The organism is Thiothrix eikelboomii, from assembly GCF_900167255.1.
In the GTDB taxonomy this organism is placed as follows: domain Bacteria; phylum Pseudomonadota; class Gammaproteobacteria; order Thiotrichales; family Thiotrichaceae; genus Thiolinea; species Thiolinea eikelboomii.
In genome coordinates this window covers 1-18,204 of record NZ_FUYB01000004.1, presented here as the reverse complement: position 1 = coordinate 18,204, position 18,204 = coordinate 1, and the positions used below count along the sequence as shown (strand labels likewise).

Annotated in this window: 18 protein-coding genes and 1 pseudogene; 10 read left to right on the top strand and 9 right to left on the bottom strand. The window is 49.7% G+C overall.

The genetic code is table 11. The features are described from left to right. Window positions 1–9: 9 nt before the first annotated feature. Window positions 10–1,317, bottom strand: coding sequence for a hypothetical protein (locus B5D50_RS05890; protein ID WP_078921665.1), 1,308 nt, complete (start codon window positions 1,315–1,317; stop codon window positions 10–12). Between the two features lie 311 nt (window positions 1,318–1,628). On the opposite strand from B5D50_RS05890, the gene purM reads away from it, so the two are divergent. Continuing rightward, window positions 1,629–2,669 carry a phosphoribosylformylglycinamidine cyclo-ligase gene (gene purM, locus B5D50_RS05885; protein WP_078921664.1) on the top strand — a complete coding sequence of 347 codons (1,041 nt, stop codon included), beginning with the start codon at window positions 1,629–1,631 and terminating at the stop codon, window positions 2,667–2,669. Then, window positions 2,659–3,312: a phosphoribosylglycinamide formyltransferase gene (purN, locus tag B5D50_RS05880; RefSeq protein ID WP_078921663.1), complete on the top strand. Its 654-nt coding sequence runs from the start codon at window positions 2,659–2,661 to the stop codon at window positions 3,310–3,312. Before purM ends, purN begins: the two co-directional genes overlap by 11 nt. A 42-nt stretch (window positions 3,313–3,354) precedes the next feature. Here the strand turns inward: purN and B5D50_RS05875 are convergent, their stop codons facing one another. Next, window positions 3,355–3,822 (bottom strand): MarR family winged helix-turn-helix transcriptional regulator, encoded by a 468-nt coding sequence (locus B5D50_RS05875; protein WP_078921662.1) that lies wholly within the window; start codon window positions 3,820–3,822, stop codon window positions 3,355–3,357. A gap of 111 nt (window positions 3,823–3,933) precedes the next feature. On the opposite strand from B5D50_RS05875, the gene B5D50_RS05870 reads away from it, so the two are divergent. The 5 genes from B5D50_RS05870 (at window position 3,934) to B5D50_RS05850 (ending at window position 9,183) form a co-directional block, all read left to right on the top strand. Beyond that, on the top strand, window positions 3,934–4,896 hold the full coding sequence (locus tag B5D50_RS05870) for an MBL fold metallo-hydrolase (protein ID WP_078921661.1): 963 nt from the start codon (window positions 3,934–3,936) through the stop codon (window positions 4,894–4,896). A gap of 76 nt (window positions 4,897–4,972) precedes the next feature. After that, a complete protein-coding gene (locus B5D50_RS05865; protein ID WP_078921885.1) occupies window positions 4,973–6,646 on the top strand; it encodes an FAD-dependent oxidoreductase in 1,674 nt (557 codons plus the stop codon). A gap of 6 nt (window positions 6,647–6,652) precedes the next feature. Then, complete coding sequence (locus tag B5D50_RS05860) at window positions 6,653–6,865, top strand: DUF2783 domain-containing protein (protein ID WP_234975809.1); 213 nt, start codon at window positions 6,653–6,655, stop codon at window positions 6,863–6,865. Between the two features lie 9 nt (window positions 6,866–6,874). Beyond that, entirely contained in the window at window positions 6,875–8,173 is a 1,299-nt protein-coding gene (gene hmgA / locus B5D50_RS05855) for a homogentisate 1,2-dioxygenase (RefSeq protein ID WP_078921660.1), read from the top strand. Beyond that, on the top strand, window positions 8,170–9,183 hold the full coding sequence (locus B5D50_RS05850) for a fumarylacetoacetate hydrolase family protein (RefSeq protein WP_078921659.1): 1,014 nt from the start codon (window positions 8,170–8,172) through the stop codon (window positions 9,181–9,183). Before hmgA ends, B5D50_RS05850 begins: the two co-directional genes overlap by 4 nt. A gap of 51 nt (window positions 9,184–9,234) precedes the next feature. Here the strand turns inward: B5D50_RS05850 and B5D50_RS05845 are convergent, their stop codons facing one another. Genes B5D50_RS05845 through B5D50_RS05830 form a run of 4 tightly spaced genes read right to left on the bottom strand, consistent with a single transcriptional unit; the run spans window position 9,235 to window position 10,792 of the window. Beyond that, window positions 9,235–9,468 (bottom strand): toxin-antitoxin system HicB family antitoxin, encoded by a 234-nt coding sequence (locus B5D50_RS05845; RefSeq protein WP_078921658.1) that lies wholly within the window; start codon window positions 9,466–9,468, stop codon window positions 9,235–9,237. Then, window positions 9,459–9,890: a putative toxin-antitoxin system toxin component, PIN family gene (locus B5D50_RS05840; protein ID WP_143594269.1), complete on the bottom strand. Its 432-nt coding sequence runs from the start codon at window positions 9,888–9,890 to the stop codon at window positions 9,459–9,461. Before B5D50_RS05840 ends, B5D50_RS05845 begins: the two co-directional genes overlap by 10 nt. 55 nt (window positions 9,891–9,945) lie before the next feature. Then, window positions 9,946–10,515, bottom strand: coding sequence for a hypothetical protein (locus tag B5D50_RS05835; protein ID WP_078921656.1), 570 nt, complete (start codon window positions 10,513–10,515; stop codon window positions 9,946–9,948). Between the two features lie 7 nt (window positions 10,516–10,522). Then, window positions 10,523–10,792, bottom strand: coding sequence for a hypothetical protein (locus tag B5D50_RS05830; RefSeq protein WP_143594268.1), 270 nt, complete (start codon window positions 10,790–10,792; stop codon window positions 10,523–10,525). A 173-nt stretch (window positions 10,793–10,965) separates the two neighbouring features. Between B5D50_RS05830 and B5D50_RS05825 the strand changes: the two are divergent. Then, window positions 10,966–11,729, top strand: a pseudogene (locus B5D50_RS05825) (transposase). 134 nt (window positions 11,730–11,863) lie between these two features. Here the strand turns inward: B5D50_RS05825 and B5D50_RS05820 are convergent. Beyond that, a complete protein-coding gene (locus tag B5D50_RS05820; protein ID WP_200807040.1) occupies window positions 11,864–13,276 on the bottom strand; it encodes a pyridoxal phosphate-dependent decarboxylase family protein in 1,413 nt (470 codons plus the stop codon). Beyond that, a complete protein-coding gene (locus B5D50_RS05815; protein WP_078921654.1) occupies window positions 13,263–16,118 on the bottom strand; it encodes a toll/interleukin-1 receptor domain-containing protein in 2,856 nt (951 codons plus the stop codon). The genes B5D50_RS05820 and B5D50_RS05815 overlap by 14 nt, the downstream gene beginning before the upstream one ends. A gap of 161 nt (window positions 16,119–16,279) precedes the next feature. Here B5D50_RS05815 and B5D50_RS05810 point away from each other — a divergent pair, with 161 nt between their 5' ends. Together B5D50_RS05810 and B5D50_RS05805 are read left to right on the top strand one after the other, a co-directional pair. Further along, on the top strand, window positions 16,280–16,585 hold the full coding sequence (locus B5D50_RS05810) for a ribbon-helix-helix domain-containing protein (RefSeq protein WP_143594267.1): 306 nt from the start codon (window positions 16,280–16,282) through the stop codon (window positions 16,583–16,585). Then, window positions 16,582–16,995, top strand: coding sequence for a putative toxin-antitoxin system toxin component, PIN family (locus B5D50_RS05805; protein ID WP_078921653.1), 414 nt, complete (start codon window positions 16,582–16,584; stop codon window positions 16,993–16,995). Before B5D50_RS05810 ends, B5D50_RS05805 begins: the two co-directional genes overlap by 4 nt. A gap of 40 nt (window positions 16,996–17,035) precedes the next feature. On the opposite strand, the gene B5D50_RS20320 is transcribed toward B5D50_RS05805, so the two are convergent. Then, on the bottom strand, window positions 17,036–18,204 hold a 1,169-nt coding region (locus B5D50_RS20320; RefSeq protein WP_159448585.1), incomplete at its 5' end, for a hypothetical protein.

Genomic DNA, 18,204 nt, shown 5'->3' with positions numbered 1-18,204 from the left:
GCTTAAAATTTAACGGCTCAGGCAGGCTTCACCGGTTAAAGGAATATTCTGATTAATAATCGGTGGAGCGCCCGCTTGAATCACAAATGAGCTATACCAAACTGGTAATTGTTGTGGATTAAAGCGTGCTAACCGCCCTTCTTGACTAATACTTTCACTCCAGCCGAGATTGACTACCGCACCATTTGCACCCGTCACATAGAGCTGCCCCTTTTCTAGCTCAGTCACAGTACGCAAGCCTTTAGGCAAAATAAATTGCAAGGTATAAGTTCCGGGTTTAAGAGCATACCAACGATAACGTCCAGTTTTTGCATCAGCTTGCAAGACTACCTCATGACTCGGGGTGATTTTAAAGTGTTTAATTCCTTTGACAATTCGCCCAGAATTAGCGCAATAAAAATAACCACTTTCATCCACATCCAAGTAATTAACGCGCCCATCTCCATCTCGATCCGCCTCACCTTCGATGACCGTCAGCACATGATCGCCATCATCATCTTCGTCTAGAAAATCAAAAATACCATCCCCATCGGTATCGACGGGGTGCTTGGCATCCAAACCTAGCTCTAAGTCATCAGGGACACCATCCCCATCGGTATCAGGTTTTTTTGCTAAAATACGGGCATTACCTTCAAATAATGACGGATTAACCACCATACTAAGCTCAGCGGTTTCGGATACTTCCACCTCTAACACTTCATTAGTACTACTGACTTCAGTACTTGGCTTTAAAGCTGGGCTAGGTGGCACTGCTGGAGTGAGCGATTGAGTCGCCAATACGGGTTTTGAGCTAAACTGGGTGATCGCCGCCACTAACACGCTTTTATCATCCACACCATCACCATTCCGATCTTGGCCTTGAGTGAAATCAGCATCAAACCGATCATCAATGCCATCCTGATCGCTATCTAGACCTGCCAGCCTCGCCTCCTCCTGATCAGGCTGACCATCGGCATCGCTATCCAAATCTAGATAATTAGCCAAACCATCCTGATCTGTATCCTGCTTGGATTCCAACACGCTGGGAATTTGATCACCATCATCCTCCCAATCAACCGCATTGATGATTGAGTCTTGATCCGTATCAAGAGGCTGCTTAGGATTAGCGCCCACTTCAATACCATCTAAAACACCATCCCCATCAGTATCCGCTAAAGCCGGATCAGTCTTGAGTTGCCGCTCTAATTCATCGCCTAAACCGTCTTGATCAAAGTCTGGTTGCGGTCGATGGCTGCTTAAAGTGTCTGCTTGAATTATCCAAGGCGTTAAGCTTAATACGCTGAGGATTAAGCCGATCAGTATGGTCTTAGCTTGCATTTGTTTTACTATTAATTGGTTGCTTGCCGAAGAGAATGCCTCACCTGCTGCTTGCCCTAACAGTGCCGGAGAGGCTCATATGTTTTAATAAATTAATTTTATGATAACAAGTTAATTCACTGAATTCTAGATAATTATTTTAAAAATCATAGAGCTAAGCTCTTCTGAGTTAGGCTGCTACTTCTATCTACATCGCTTCAGCAAATCGCCACTAACTACGCCCCCCCAACAAATCCTGCAACTGAAAAGCAGGCGCTACCCCAAAAGACATGCTAAAATCTAGCGCTCCCTGACTCTGGAACAGAATGGCAATGGCTGAAGGTGTTTCTCTAAGCTACCGCGATGCGGGTGTTGATATTGATGCAGGCGAAGAATTAGTTCGCCGGATTAAACCACATGCGCAAAAAACGCGCCGCCCTGAAATGCTTTCAGGGATTGGGGGATTTGGTGCTTTATTAGCGATTCCGCCACAGTATAAACAACCAATTTTAGTCTCTGGCACTGATGGGGTCGGTACTAAGCTTAAATTAGCTTTAGATACTGGCATTTATCACACTATCGGCATTGATTTAGTTGCCATGTGCGTGAATGACATTATTGTCAGTGGTGCCGAGCCTTTATTCTTCCTTGATTATTATGCAACGGGCAAATTAGATGTCGATGTGGCTGAGCAAGTCATTCAAGGTATTGCTGAAGGTTGCTTACAAGCCGGTGCTGCGTTAGCCGGGGGTGAAACGGCTGAAATGCCGGGTATGTATCATGGCAATGATTTTGATCTAGCTGGCTTCTGTGTCGGTGTGGTTGAACGTGATAAGATCATTGATCAAACCAAAGTACATCGTGATGATGTATTGATTGGGATTGGCTCTAGTGGTCCACACTCCAATGGCTATTCCTTGATTCGTAAAATCCTTGAAGTCAGCCAAGCGTCCTTAACTGCGCCTTTTGGCAATTCCACCTTAGGCCAGACCCTGTTAGAACCTACTAAAATTTACACTAAGTTGGTACTCAACCTACTAAAACGCCATGATATTCATGGTATCGCCCATATCACTGGGGGCGGTATCACCGATAATTTACCCCGTGTTCTGCCCGCTGGTCTGCAAGCACGAGTGAAGTGTAAAAGTTGGGAGCGTCCGGCGATTTTCAATTGGCTACAAGAACAAGGTAAGGTAACTGAAGAAGAAATGTTGCGTACCTTCAACTGTGGAATTGGCCTGATCTTAGTGGTCGCTGCTCAAGATAAAGAAGATATTCTCACGACTTGCCGTTTAGACCATGTACCTGCTTGGGTGATTGGAGAGCTTGCCACCACGGATGCCGCTGAGACACATGTAACTTATGTCGACTAAACGGATTGTTGTTTTAATCTCCGGCAGTGGCAGTAATTTACAAGCCCTGATCAATGCTTGTGCACAAGGCGATATTCAAGCCTCGATAGTCGCGGTGATTAGCAATCGACCTAGGGTTTATGGCTTGGAGCGTGCACAGGCAGCCGGGATTGAAACCCAAACCCTCGATCATAAAAACTTTGCCGAGCGGGCTGCATTTGATCAAGCCTTAAAAGCCTTGATTGATAGCTTTCAACCCGATTTAGTGGTGTTGGCGGGTTTTATGCGGATTCTCACGGCAGAGTTTGTGCAGGCTTATACTGGGCGGATGCTTAATATCCACCCTTCCCTCTTGCCCGCCTATAAGGGGGTGCATACCCATCAACGTGCCTTGGATGATCAAGCGCAAATACATGGGGCGAGTGTGCATTTCGTGACCGCTGAACTGGATGCGGGAGCGGTGGTTTTACAGGCTGAAGTTCCAGTATTCGCCGAAGATACCGCAGAAACTTTAGCCGCACGTGTCCTCGTTAAAGAGCACCGCATCTATCCGCAAGTCGTCGCTTGGTTTTGTGCTGAGCGCCTAAGCTACCAAGACGGTGCTGCTTATTTAGATGGCCAACGTTTGTTAGCCCCCCTCAAACTTAAGCACAACGCTGTTTAAGCGCTACGGTTTGTTCTGCTGCTCTTTGAAGACTTGAGCTAATCAATCATCATAGTCCGCTTCACTGGTGCTGTCGCCTTGGGCTTTACACCAAGTTTCTACGGTTTTTAAAGCTTGCAGCAAATCATCATGTTGTTGATCGGGCATATCCCGCGCTAAGCAAGCATTCCATGCCATGACTTCCGGTTCAATCTGGGTAAACAAATCCTTGCCAGTGTCCGTCAAGCAAATATGTGCAACCCGCTTATCCCACTGATCGACCTGCCGACTGATCAAGGCTTTTTTATCCATTAAGATTAAAGCTCGACTTACACGCGCCTTATCCATGCTAGTCGCCACGCCTAGCTGGCTAGGTGTCAAAGAACCATGGTGATTAAGATGTACCATGACCCGCCATTCAGGAATAGTCACCCCAAAATCAGCATAGACTTTAGATAAAGCCCGACTCACCATTTCAGAGGTAATGGAAAGGTGGTAAGGCAAAAAATTTTCAAGCTCTAATTTGTTCATTGCAACATTTTAATTATATTAATTTTTCTTGCAAATGATTTTATTCGAAATTATATTAGTTTTGATCGAAACTAATTTCACCACCGCACACTATGAGGAGTCTGCCAGATTATGGGTAAACAATTTGCATCCGTAGCTGATCTAGATCAAAAACAAATCAGTTTTTCGCAATTAGCTGAAGGTGTCTATGCCTACACGGCTGAAGGTGATCCGAACACTGGCATTATTATTGGTGATGACTCCGTGATGGTGATCGACACCCAAGCCACCCCCACAATGGCAGAGGATGTCATTCGCCGCATTCGCGAAGTGACTGATTTGCCGATTAAGCATGTGGTGATGTCGCATTATCATGCTGTGCGTGTGTTAGGCGCTTCAGCCTATCAACCCCAAAATATTTATGCCAGCCGTCATACCTATGATCTGATTGTCGAACGGGGTCAGCAAGACTTTGAATCTGAATTAGGTCGTTTCCCACGTCTGTTCGCAGATGCTAGCTCGATTCCGGGTTTGACTTGGCCGAATATTGTGTTTGAACGTGAGTTGACCGTCTTTATGGGGCAGCGCGAAGTGCGGATTATGCATTTAGGCAAAGGCCATACGAAAGGCGATACGGTCGTTTGGTTACCGAAAGAAAAAATCTTGTTCTCTGGCGATCAAGTGGAGTATGGCGCAACCCCTTACACGGGAGATGCTTATCACGAGGAATGGCCGAACACTTTAGACAAAATTGCCGCCTTGCAACCGGAAAAATTAGTCCCCGGTCGTGGCGAAGCTTTGGTCACTGCAGAGCAATGTTTGGCAGCAATTCATGGTACGCGAGATTTCTTAGCACAAATGTATGGCAATGTGAAAGCTTGCCGTGCAGCCGGTATGGATTTAGCAGCGACTTATGCAAATACCTATCAATTACTGCAACCTCAATTCGGCCATTGGGTTATTTTCGAACACTGCTTACCGTTTGATGTTACCCGTTGCTATGACGAAGCAGGCGACTATCCTGATCCACGTATTTGGACGGCTGAGCGAGATAATCAAATGTGGCATTCACTCCAAGCCGTGGTTAGCCAATAACAGGCTAGTTCACGCCATTGAGCCTTGCTAGTGTTGCAAGGCTTTAGAACTTCAACCTTCAGGAGGAGTGAATATTGTGGTTTCAACCTATGTGAATCCAGTCTATGCCTTCCAACGCAGCCGTGATCAAGACGCTAAGCCGCCAGCTCATCATCCCGTGTTAATTGTTGGTGGTGGCCCCACTGGGTTGTATTGTGCTCTAGATCTTGCCAAGCAAGGTATCCCCAGCGTGGTTTTAGATGAAGATAATACCGTCAGCTACGGCTCACGCGCCTTATGTTTCTCTAAGCGCACCTTGGAAATTTTAGATCGCGTCGGCTGTGGCCAAGCGATGGTGGATAAGGGAGTGACTTGGCAATTAGGCAAAGTATTCTTCCATGAGCGCCAAGTTTATGAGTTTAATCTACTGCCTGAAAACGGTCATCAACGCCCTGCTTTCATCAATATTCAGCAGTACTACCCTGAAGAGTTTCTAGTTAATCGGATTCAAGACTTTCCAGAAATTGATTTACGCTGGCAAACTAAAGTCACCCAAGTTAAGAAAATAGGTGAACAAGTCGAGGTCAGTGTCAGTACACCTGAAGGCGAATATCACATGACTTGTGATTATGTCTTGGTCGCCGATGGGGCTAATAGCCCGATTCGAGACAGCCTAGGTTTGTCATCTAGAGGGCAGATTTTCAATGACACTTTCTTGATTGCCGATATTCTAATGAAAGCGGATTTCCCGACCGAACGTTGGTTTTGGTTTGATCCCCCCTTCCATCCGGGGCAATCGGTGCTCTTGCATAAGCAACCTGATGGCTGCTGGCGGATTGACTTCCAACTCGGCCCGAATGCGGATCGGCAAGCTTGGCGTGACCCAGAAAAAGTCCGTCCCCTCGTGCAGGCCATGCTCGGCGATGATATTGAGTTTGAGTTTGAATGGTTGAGCGTTTATAGCTTCCGTTGTCGGCGCATGGATTCCTTCCTTCACCAAGATCGGATTATATTTGTGGGTGATTCAGCCCATCAGGTTTCGCCCTTCGGTGCACGGGGCGCAAATGGAGCGCTGCAATCGGCAGAAAATCTCATCTGGAAGCTAGCCCGTGTGTTAAAGCAGCAAGCGCCTGCCCGTTTACTCCAAACTTATGATCAAGAACGCAGTCAGGGCGCGGATGAGAATATCCTCAACTCCACCCGTGCCACTGACTTCATTACGCCCAAAAATCGGGTCACTCGCTTATTCCGCGACACCGCGTTAGAGCTGGCTGAGCATTACGCTTTTGCGCGCCCTTTAGTCAATAGCGGACGTTTATCCACCCCTTGTATTTATGCAGGTTCGACTCTAAATACACCGGATACTCGCAGTGATCAATTCCCCGCAGCACTGCGCCCCGGGGCTAGTTGTAAGGATGCACCGATCACCGCTTTGAGTACTGCCTACCGTAGCGAACCTTGGCTTTTGCAACAATTAGGGGATCGTTTCGTACTCTTAGTCGATGGGCGTGATTTAGCGGATGAGGACTTAGCTGCCCTTAAGTCAATCCCTGATTTAGAGATCCTCATGATTGCGGATCAACTGGCTGACCAACCTGTTCCCAATTACACAACATTGAAAGATCACCTTGGCTTAGTCACTGAGCGCTATGACCTTAAACCCGGCACTGCTTATTTAATTCGCCCCGATCAGCATGTGGCAGCGCGTTGGCGACAAGTGCAAGCAGCTTCAGTTAGGGCGGCGATGCAACGTGCATTAGGCAAGGAGTAAGCCAAAATGACGATGAATTCATTAAATCTTCAAGCTAATTTCTCGGATGCCGATGCTTTCTTTGCAGCGCTCGCTGATTTACACCGTGAAGGTGATGAGCGCAAAAGTGAACGTATCAACGCCCGATTAATTTTAATTCTCGCCAATCATATTGGTGATCAAGCGATTCTGCTCGAAGCCATGCGGATAGCTGCTCAAGTAACCACAACCGATGAATAGGAGTTTTGCATGAGTGAACTGCACTATTTACACGGCTTCGGCAATGAATTTGAATCCGAAGCCTTAGCAGGCGCTTTACCAGTAGGGCGTTTCAGCCCACAGCGCGTCCAATACGGCTTATATGCTGAGCAATTCAATACCACGGCTTTTACGGCGCCACGGGCCGATAATCGCCGGACTTGGTTTTATCGGATTCGCCCTTCCGTGATTCAAGGCCGCTATCGCCCGCTTGAGAACGGTTTAACTCGAAGTGCACCCTTAACAGAAGCGGTAACGCCACCAGATATGCTGCGTTGGTCACCGCTGCCTATCCCGACTGAACCCACTGATTTTGTGGCCGGATTAACGACACTCGCCGTCAATGGCAGTGTACCGGGGCAAGCTGGGATAGGCATTCATATTTATCGGGCTAATCAATCTATGCAGGAGCGTTTCTATCTGAATGCAGATGGCGAAATGCTATTAGTACCTCAAGCGGGTGGCCTGCGGCTACACACTGAATGTGGCATCTTGGAACTTGTGCCGGGTGAAATTGCGGTTATCCCACGCGGAATGAAATGGCGAGTCGTACTTTTGAATGCAACAGCACGAGGTTATGTTTGCGAAAACTATGGTCATCCCCTGATTCTCGCCGAACGCGGCCCAGTCGGTGCAAATGGCTATGCGAATGATCGTGACTTCCAAACCCCGGTCGCAGCTTTCGAAGATCGTGAAGGCGCGTTTGAGTTAGTGACTAAATTCATGGGGCAGAATTATGTCTGTGACTTAAGCCATTCACCGCTCGATGTCGTCGCCTGGACCGGTAATTCTGTACCTTACAAATATGATCTCGCCCGTTTCAATGTAATGAATACGGTCAGCTACGATCATCCTGATCCTTCGATTTTCACCGTATTAACTTCGCCCTCAGGCCAAGCGGGGGTAGCAAATGTCGATTTTGTGATCTTCCCACCTCGTTGGATGGTGGCTGAAGCTACTTTCCGCCCACCTTGGTATCATCGTAATTTTATGAGTGAATTCATGGGCTTAATCTTGGGCGTGTATGATGCTAAAGACAGCGGGGGATTTGACCCCGGTGGTGCGAGCTTACACAATAGCTTCTCACCGCATGGCCCGGAAGCAGCGGTGTTTGAAAAAGCCAGCCATGCTGAACTCAAACCACAGCGCTATGAAAATACGCTCGCGTTTATGTTTGAATCGCGTTATGTCATTCAACCCACTCGTTTTGCCTTGCAAACACCCGCCTTACAAACCGACTATATGGAGTGCTGGGCGGGTTTAACTAAGCATTTTGGAGAAGCAGCATGAAACTCGCCTCATTAAAACAAGGCCGGGATGGCGAATTAATCGTAGTTTCACGCGATTTAAAGCACGCGGTGAAAGCAAGCGGTATCGCCCCGACCCTCCAAGCGGCTCTAGACGATTGGGCAAATCTTGCCCCACGCTTACAAGCTTTATCCGATGCATTGAATAGCGGTCAAGCCCCGCTTAGCTTTACCTTTGATGAAGGCGCTTGTGCCTCTCCCCTGCCGCGTGCTTATCAATGGGCCGATGGGAGCGCTTATGTCAACCATGTTGAATTGGTACGTAAGGCACGTAATGCCGACATGCCAACCAGTTTTTGGCAGGACCCGCTGATGTATCAAGGTGGCTCGGATAGCTTCATTGGCCCACGCGACCCAGTACCCTTAGCCAGCGAAGACTGGGGGATTGATTTTGAAGCGGAAGTAGCCGTGATTACTGATGATGTGCCAATGGGCGCTAGCCCTGAAGTCTGCGCTGATAAGATTCGCCTCCTGATGCTAGTGAATGATGTGTCTTTGCGCGGTTTGATTCCAGCTGAACTCGCCAAAGGCTTTGGCTTTTTTCAATCTAAACCCTCTAGTGTATTCTCACCCGTAGCGGTCACACCCGATGAATTGGGTGCTGCGTGGCAAGATGGGCGGGTACATTTGCCACTATTGGTTACTTATAACCAAGCTCTCTTCGGTAAAGCGAATGCGGGTGAAGATATGACCTTCAACTTCCCGCAAATCATCGCCCATGCTGCCAAGACTCGCCCTTTAGGTGCAGGTGCAATTATTGGCTCAGGGACGGTATCGAATAAGCAAGATACCGAACATGGTTCAGCGGTGGCTGAAGGTGGCGTGGGTTATTCCTGTATCGCGGAAGTACGCATGATTGAAACCATTAATACGGGTCAACCCCAAACTGCGTTTATGAAATTCGGTGATACGATTCGGATTGAAATGCTGGATGCGCAGGGGCAAAGCGTGTTTGGGGCAATTGATCAGCAGGTGGTAGCGTATAAGGGCTAAAGCTCTCTCAAAGAAGGAGGATATAACTCCTTCTGAAGTTGACCCGCTAAACTATGAGACTTGGGTATCGCCATAGTGGTTTTGGAGCTTTTTGAGTAGCTCCAATCCGCGCTGTTTATTGCCTTTACTTGCTAAAGCCTTGAAACGGTTTTCTGCATCAAACTCGGTCAAAGCCATGATGGTAAACTCTTCGTAGAGTTTATTGATGCTGATATTGCGTGAGGCGGCTAAATTTTTAATTCGCTGATGCGTGTCTTCGGGTAGCCTGACTGTAATTACGCCCATAATGCCTCCTGTATAAATGTTTGCGGTGTGACAATTTGTAAGTCATCAAAAATTAAGTCACCACTTTTCAAATCACGTATATTGTTGCTGATGATATATTTGGCTCTGCCTGCCAGTGCAAGTTCAATAAGATGATTATCACCTTCATCTTTGAGGTTAGGTCGCCACCCGAAGTAAATTCGACACCACTCACAACAAGCTAAAAAAGCTGACAAAAACTCTAAGCGCTCATTTGTATCCAAAGGGCAGTGACACATTAGATCTTCACGGCTGAGCACATCCCAGTATTCATTGAATAAAGCTTCACCCACCAACGGGGTTATTTGATTTTGCAAAGCGATTTCCAAAACTTTCCTAGCAGCAGAACCTTCCTTTCCAAGCATAACGGCTACCAGAACATTCGTATCAATCAAAACTTTCAAACAATTTACTTGTAATCATTTTAATTAGATAATGATAGCATATCCGCTATCATTTTTATAGTTGGGCTTGTAACTCTGCCAACTCCTTATCCCGCCGATGGTAGCCTGTTGCCTTGATGAGGCGTTCGGCCTCGGCGATATGAATCCGAGCGCTTTGCATATTGCCTTCGACTCCACTCAGGCAACGGGTCGTTTCACTGTTCGCGGGCTGAGCGAAGTCGAAGCCCGATGCAGCCACCAACAACCTTGCCATCTCCAAATGATAATCCGTCAAATGCAGCCGCATCCCGCTGCCGTCGGCGATGTCGAACACTTTCTGCAACTCAGCCTGAGCGCGGGCGAAGTCACGAGTGTGGCGGTGCAGCGCAGCGCGGTTTAGCAGACCGAAAGGTAATATGTCTATGTATCCAGCACCATGAAAAATAGATATTGATTGATCAATCCAGATCAAAGCATCTTGGTACATAGCCTGTTGAAAATACGCTCGACCAATTGAGAGTTGATCAAGAGCAATATCCGATAACCAATTATTCTCCTTGGCAATATTGAGTGTATATTTGGCTCGATCAATTACTGCATCATTCTCCCCCTCATCTAATAAGAGTTGACAGTAATCAAATCTCATAGATGAGCTAATCAAAGACTGTATCATTAACCACCAGCATTCCAATATTTTCTGTAAGTTCGATGGGCAGACCAAGCTGAGTAAGTAAACGCCCTGTATCTTCTGGTTTTTCAATATATTCGAGGCTATCACAAGCACTCTTAAAAGCATCACCTAAGTTGCCTAGAGTCAAATGAATGCCACTGATATTATTAAAACCTATTGCAGTCTCGCGCCAATCTCGATTCTCAATAGTTATTTCGATATTTTTCTGCATTACTTCTAATGCTTCTTGCAAACGTCCCAATCCACGCAAATTAGACCCGTGCATAATTTAATAAGGCTTCTTGAGCATCGGTAGTGAGGGTTCTGATTGGATTTCCCCAAAGACTTCGGAACCTCTAAAAACCCACCAATACCCACACAAATGTGAGAAAATTCCCATCCGAGCCAACGACCTCGTTACTAGCCATGCCCAAGAAAAGTGCCATCAAAACCAGCCTGTTTGCCGCCGAAGAGCGTGAACAGAAACTCGACCGCAAGGGCGATCTGCTATCCACGCTGAACCAGCACGTCAACTTTGTCGCCTTGGCAGCAGAAATCGACCACATCGCCCCACGCCCCAGTGACAAGCGAGGAGAGGCCGTCCGCCCTATCCAACGGAACTGATGGTACGAATCTTGGTATTGCAACACCTGTACAACCTGTCGGACGAGGCATTGGAATACCAATTCTGCGCAACGTCGCCAAAAGGATACTGAGGCAAGCTGGACGAAGAAACACGGCAAAAGTTACCACGGCTACAAACTCAGCATCAGTGCTGACCAGAAATATAAACTCATCCGTAAACGCCACATCAGTACGGCCAAAGAGCATGACACCCACCCTTTTGAAGTGGTGCTTGATCGAGCCAACACCTGCCGTGACGTATGGGCGGACAAAGGTTATGAAGACCCATCCCGTGAACAACGCCTCCACCAAGGTGGCTGGCGGTTACACATCCAGCACAGAGCCAAGAAAGGCAAGCCGCCATCCGACTGCCAGAAGCGCCGCAACACCCGCATCGCTAGACCCCGTGCACGGGTTGAGCATGTGTTTGGATCAATCGGTGCGATGGGAAAGCCATCTGTAGCATTGGGTTGGCACGGGCAGTCTTCGGACTCAGCATCAAGGCTACCGTATACAACCTGCGGCGGCTTTGTTCGCTCAAAGCAAGCGGCGTTGTGCCCATTTGAGGGGAAATCCCCGAAAAATCCGCAAAAATGCGGGAAAACGATCTGAAAATTGCGATGGATTGGTGTTTTTTCTAACAAAACGCTGATAGGCCAACGCTAATCACTTGAGTTTGTCGCGCTTTGCGGTCAAGCCCTCATACGATCCGGGCGGGGAGAGGATACGCAGCTAAACGCGCTAGTGTTTCCCGGATATCCGTCTCCGTCGTGAGCGGATTCAGGGTACACAGTCGCAGCACTTCGCGTCCACGTAGCTGGGTCGAAGTCAGGCAGGCAAAGCCACTGTCCGCCAGAGTCTGCGCCCGGCGGGCATGTTCGCCGGGTTCGGCATGACGCAAGGCAAAGCAGATAATCCCGATCTGTGCAGGTGTAACGACCTCCCAAACATCAGGCTGTTCGTGCAGCACCTTTTCAGCCAGCTCCGCCAGTTCGATGCCGTACTGGATCGCCTCCCGGAAGCGGGCGACTCCATACGTGCGCAGCGACATCCACAGCTTCACTGCCCGTGAACGGCGGGTCAGCTCCAGACTGCGATTACCGAAGTTGACGACCTGTTGTGCTTGCCCCTGTGCATCCCGCAGGTATTCCGGGTACATGGCAAAGCAGCGCTCCAGCGCACTGGGGCGGGTGATCAGGCAAACTCCGGCATCATACGGCTGGAACAGCCACTTGTGCGGATCCAGCACCAGTGAGTCGGCTAGCTCCATCCCGGCCAGATAGCGTTGGCCTTGGGCGGTGAGTGCTGCCGGTGCGCCATAAGCACCATCCACATGAAACCACAAACCCTGTTCGCGGCAGAGCGCTGCAATTTCTACTAGGGGGTCAACTGCGCCGGTATTGGTGGTGCCAGCACTGGCGACGACCATCATCGGCATCAAACCAGCTTGCCTATCCCCAGCGATGGCGGCTCGCAGCGTGTGCATGTCCATGCGGTAATCGGCATCACTGGGGAGGATGCGGATATGGCTATCCGGCAGTCCCATGTGTTGCAGGTTACGCTTCAGGCTGGCGTGGGTCTGGTCAGTCAGGTAGGCGACACCTGTACCTGTTTCATGCCGTGCGACCATAAAAGCGTTCAGATTGGCGATGGAGCCACCGGACAGAATCACACCTTCCGTGTGGGTCGGTAGTCGCAGCAACTGCGCCAGCCAGCCGGTTACGACGGTTTCCAGCGTCGCAGGGCCAGAACCACCCCCCCAGGAGGCGGCAATGGTATTGAAGCCTACGCCTAGCCACTCACCGAGCAAGGCGGCAAACGAACCGGGTCCGGGTACACGTGCAAAATAACGCGGATGATCACCATGTTGCTGATGCGCCAGTGCTACTTGTGCCAGTAACTCCAGTGACTCATCGGCATCCAGTGGGTATTCGGGCAGTTCGCCCCCCAGCGCTGCCAGCAAGTCTTGCGGCTGACCGATCTGGATGGCGGGTTCATGGTTACGGTGCAGATGCCGCTCGACTACCATGTCTACCAGTTTGTAGCCGAGGCGGCGCATCTCGGCGGCCTCCATGCCGAGCGTATCGGCAGCTATCCGCTTATTCTCTGTCATGCTTAAACACTCCTGCGTTGGCGTTATCCCCGTGTGCACTCTGGCGATGGCATAACATCCCTGATGCTGCCTGCAATGCTAGCAGCTCGTGGTCGCGGCGGTGGTAGCCGGTTTCGTTGATGAGTTTGGCGGCTGCGGCGATGTGGTATGCAGGGTCAGCCGCTTCACGGCTATTTCCCTCTTCCCAACCTTCCCCCGCAAGGGGGGAAGGAGCAAGAGACTCCGCCACCAACAACCTTGCCATCTCCAAATGATAATCCGTCAAATGCAGCCGCATCCCGCTGCCGTCGGCGATGTCGAAGACTTCCTGCAAGTCAGCCTGAGCGCGGGCGAAGTCGCGGGTGTGGCGGTGCAGCGCGGCGCGAGCGAGCAGACCGCGAGGTAGGTGATGCTGTACTCCTGCAGCGCGCAAGCCAGTAACAGCTTGCTCCAGCCACTTTTCGGCTTCGCTCAGGGAGCAGGAGGATGAGCTGAGAGCTTGTTGTAGATGGGCACATCCGAGGGTGAGCTGATCTAATGAAATGCTCAATAGACTCATTTTTTTGAATCGTGCGTAGTCCAAAGCCTTTTCAGCACGCTCCAATACACATGATACATATTGCTGCTCCAACAATAAGTCACAGTACTCAAAGCCTTCAACTGACAATAAAAACCCAATAGAGAGATCATTTTTAAAGACCTGCTCTATTTGTATGAAAATATCAGCTGCAGCAGTAACATCCCCTCTCTGAAGCAAAGAATAAGCATAGGTTGCACTCGTTTTTATGTACCAATTTCCATCATTAGATGCAAACTTAATAGCTTTTTTAGCTTGCTTCTCAGCTTCATTTATTTTGCCAAGCAGAAGTTGCACTTCGCTCAAATTATTAAATGCTATCGCAGTTCGTTTACAATATAAGGTCGTTTTAATTATGCTTATATAGGCTTGATAAGACTGCTCTGCTTCATGCAATCGTCCCAGTGATCGTAAACAATAACTAACCCAATCTAATAACAACTCTTTGTATTTCTGCTCTAATTTTTCTGTCAGATTTTCCCACGGTTTAGTAAAAAAGATCGCTAGTACGGCAAGGCTGTCACTAAACGCACCATGACTTTTACATATATAATTGTCTTCCCCACGTCTAAGACGAGGCCAATAAACCTCATCCAACGCCTGCTGATGCAACCCCGCCGCACACCCATGCGCCACCGCACTAAACAACGGCTGCATTTCTTCCAGCGTATCGGGAAACTCTTTCTCCGGTAGGGCTTTGTAGTATTCGTACAGCCGTTCATGCGCCTGCTGCCACACTTGCGGCTGCTGGGTTTGCAGTTGCCCGCCGAAGTATTCGCGGATCAGCGGGTGGCAGTCGAGGTCGCCGCCGCTGTCATGCTGTGACAACAGGTGGTGCTCTTCGCGCAAACTGGCGATGGCTTCCAGCCATTCATCTTCATCAATGCCTGCGGTCAGGTGCGGAATCTGCGCATCCCACAGCATTTGCAGCACGTCTTGCCCGATGGGGTGGTCGAACAGCCCCAACAAGTGCAGCAACGCCAGTTCCGGCTCGCCCGCAAACCATTCCGCGTAAGCCTGCATCACCTTGAAGGCGTGGCGGCTGTCGCGGTTGCCCTTGGCTTTGACCAATGCCTTGAGCGTATCGCGCTTGCGCACATCGCCCTGATGCCGCAGCCGCAACACATTCCCCAGCAAACTCAACGCCAGCGCATGACCACCGTATTCACGCACTGCCTTGCCCAGTTCCGCCGCACTGCCCACTACCCCCAGCGATTGCAACAACTGGATGCCATCTGCCACCGTCAGGTTTTGCAGATCGTGGCGGATGACGGTGGGCGCGTCGCGGTCACTGAGTTCATGCAGCGCAATCCGCGTGGTGATAATGCACAAACCGCTTGGATGGCGGGCAAGCTGGCGCAGTAACTGGCGGATGGCTTTGTCCTTGAGTTCGCCGCGCATCGCCGCGCCGCCGTGTTGCAGCGGCTCCAGACCATCCAGCACCAGCACGTAGCGTTTGCCGTGCAGTAATTCGGCGAGGTGGTCGCCCTTGTCCTCCTCTGACGCAAACCGCTCGCGGCTCGAACCCAGCTTGGCAAACGCATGGCTGAAAAACGGCGTGGCGGAAGTCTGCTTGTCTTCGCTAGAACCTTGGGCATAGAAAGACCACTCAAACAGTACAGGAATATTGGCGGTGTGGTTCAGCCAGTGGCGCAGCAGCTTGGTTTTGCCTGTGCCGCCGGGGGCGATGAATTGGACGATGCGGGTGGTGGTGTTTGCCCATGCGGTGTTGAGGAGTTGCAGTTCGGCGGTGCGTCCGAAGAAGCCGCCTTTGACGGTGGGGAGGCGGTCGGAGTGGATGGAGGGCGTCGTCGGGGAGATTGTCGGGCTGAAGCCCGACCGACAAGTGCCCACCAGATCGTGTATCTTTTCTGCCAGCTTACACAGGATGTCATCCTGCTGATGCTCAACCAAGGTGGATAACGGTACGTTGTCGCGTGACGCCCCCTGCATGGCACTGAGCCAGCCAACCTTTTTCCAGGGGCAGGGCTTTAAGATCAGCGGGATGACACGAATCCCTTGCTGCTCCCGCCGCTCCAGCAAACGCGGGATTTCTTCACCCCGGATGAATCTGGACGTGAGGAAATCGGCGCTGATCAGCAAGATGGCGACATCAGCCGTGTTGAGCGCTGTTTCGATTTCAGGATACCAGCTATCACCCAGAGCAATCTGGCGGTCTTCCCACACCGACAGCAAGCCCTCCATTTCCAGTACGGCAAGCTGGGTTTGCAGGCGGTCTTTCCACGCCTCGTCTTTGTGACTGTAACTGATGAAAACCTTGGTCATGTGAGCAAGCCCTGTTCACTTTACAATAGGCTTGATAATACCGCTTATCCGTCATTTTGTCCGGCTTTATGAACATTTGATCACCGCGCCAATGTGGCAATATTGACAATAATGAGTCAACGTTCAAGACTCTAAGTATCGGCACATGGGAGAGTTAAATCATGACCACGCTAAACATTTCTTTACCCGACAATATGAAAACCTGGATCAACCAACGGGTAACGGGGGGCGATTACAGCAATATCAGCGATTACATCCGCAGCCTTATCCGTCGTGACCAAGAGCAGCTCCAAGCCCAACGCGAGCAAGATGCCCGCAAGTGGCAACTGATACAGGCAATCGCCCGCAAAAACTTGCAACAGCGTTTGGCGGAACCACCCCCCGAAGAATTTGCTGATATGAGCGAAGAAGCAATCATGCAGATGGTACGTGAAGAAATTCAAGCCTACCGCCAAGGCAAAGCATGAAGGTTGTTATTGACTGCAACATTTTGATTTCAGCGGGGCTGACAGCGGGAACATGCCGTGCCGTGCTCCAAACGGCACTGGCGCATTACGAGATAGTGATGTCGCCGGATATTTTGGCTGAATATCAGGATGTGGTATCCCGCCCCAAATTTGCCCGTGTCCGCGACAAACTGGAAGGTTTCATGCTGGACATGGCACGGGTGGCTGAATTCGTTTATCCAGAGCCGCTTGCTTATCCACTCCCAGACCCAAAGGATGTGCCTTATTTGTTAGCCGCACTGGCAAGTGGCGCGAAATATTTGGTAACGGGCAATGGCAACGACTTTCCGGCGGATGTCTGCGTGGGTGTTGATGTGGTGACACCAGCGGCATTTCTCCAGCTTGATTTGCCGGCTAAGCGTCAAGCCTGAGAACTCGGATAAGCTATGTAGCCAAGCCGCTGCGGAGTGTTCATGGGCGGCTTTCTTTAGCAAGGGTTTGTTGCAAATCCAGTAATTCTTGGTCACGGCGGTGGTAGCCCGTTTCTTTGATGAGTTTGGCGGCGGCGGCAATGTGGTATGCAGGGTCAGCCGCTGCGCGGCTATTCCCCCCTTCCCCAGCCCTTCCCCCGCAAGGGGGGCAGGGAGCAAGAGACTCCGCCATCAGCAACCGCGCCATCTCCAAATGATAATCCGTCAAATGCAGCCGCATCCCACTGCCGTCGGCGATGTCGAACACTTCCTGTAAGTCAGCCTGAGCGCGGGCGAAGTCGCGGGTGTGGCGGTGCAGCGCGGCGCGGGTGAGCAGGCTGTGGGCTAAATAATCTGGACGACTCACTAAAGTATTTACTGAATTATTTAGTTGCTCACCCGCTTCAAAGAACCTTGCACTCTGCATATAAACTACACCTAACAGCAAAGTATCCAACCCAATCGACAACTGACCCTTTTCCTCTTTAGAAATAGCTAAAGAATAACATGTACGTTCTTTTGTCTCTAAAGTTTTCCCCTCATCTAAAAGCAAAGAGCAGTAATAGAAGTTACGCAATGAGTGTAAACAAGGGCGATGCGACTCATATTGCTGTTGAAGCGTCTCTGAATCTAAAAAGTAACGCAAAGCTTCGTCTGTTTTTCCATTCTGATGTAAAGTATACCCATAGGTAGCACGTTTACTCATACGCAGAAACAAATTCCTCGAATAATCAGCATACCTGATAGACACTTCAGCCGTTTTCTGTGCTTTCATCAACTCACCTAAAAGTAGCTCGATCTCGCACAAATTACTTGAGGCATGTGTAGCTTCACTCCACTCTTCTTGCTGAATAGCTAATGCAAGATTATGTTTAGCTGGCTCAATAGCTTCAGCTAAGCGTCCCCAAACTCTTAAACAAAAACTCGCCCAATTTAAAACCTGAATCTGGCTCAATGGAGACATTTTAACGATGGGAGTAGACCATGTTTTCTCAAAAAAATGAGCGACTGTAGCTAAATCATCCCTAAAAGCACCGAGTTGATACAAACTATAGTGATTATCTTTTCTACGGATACGAGGCCAATAAACCTCATCCAACGCCTGCTGATGCAACCCCGCCGCACACCCATGCGCCACCGCACTAAACAACGGCTGCATTTCTTCCAGCG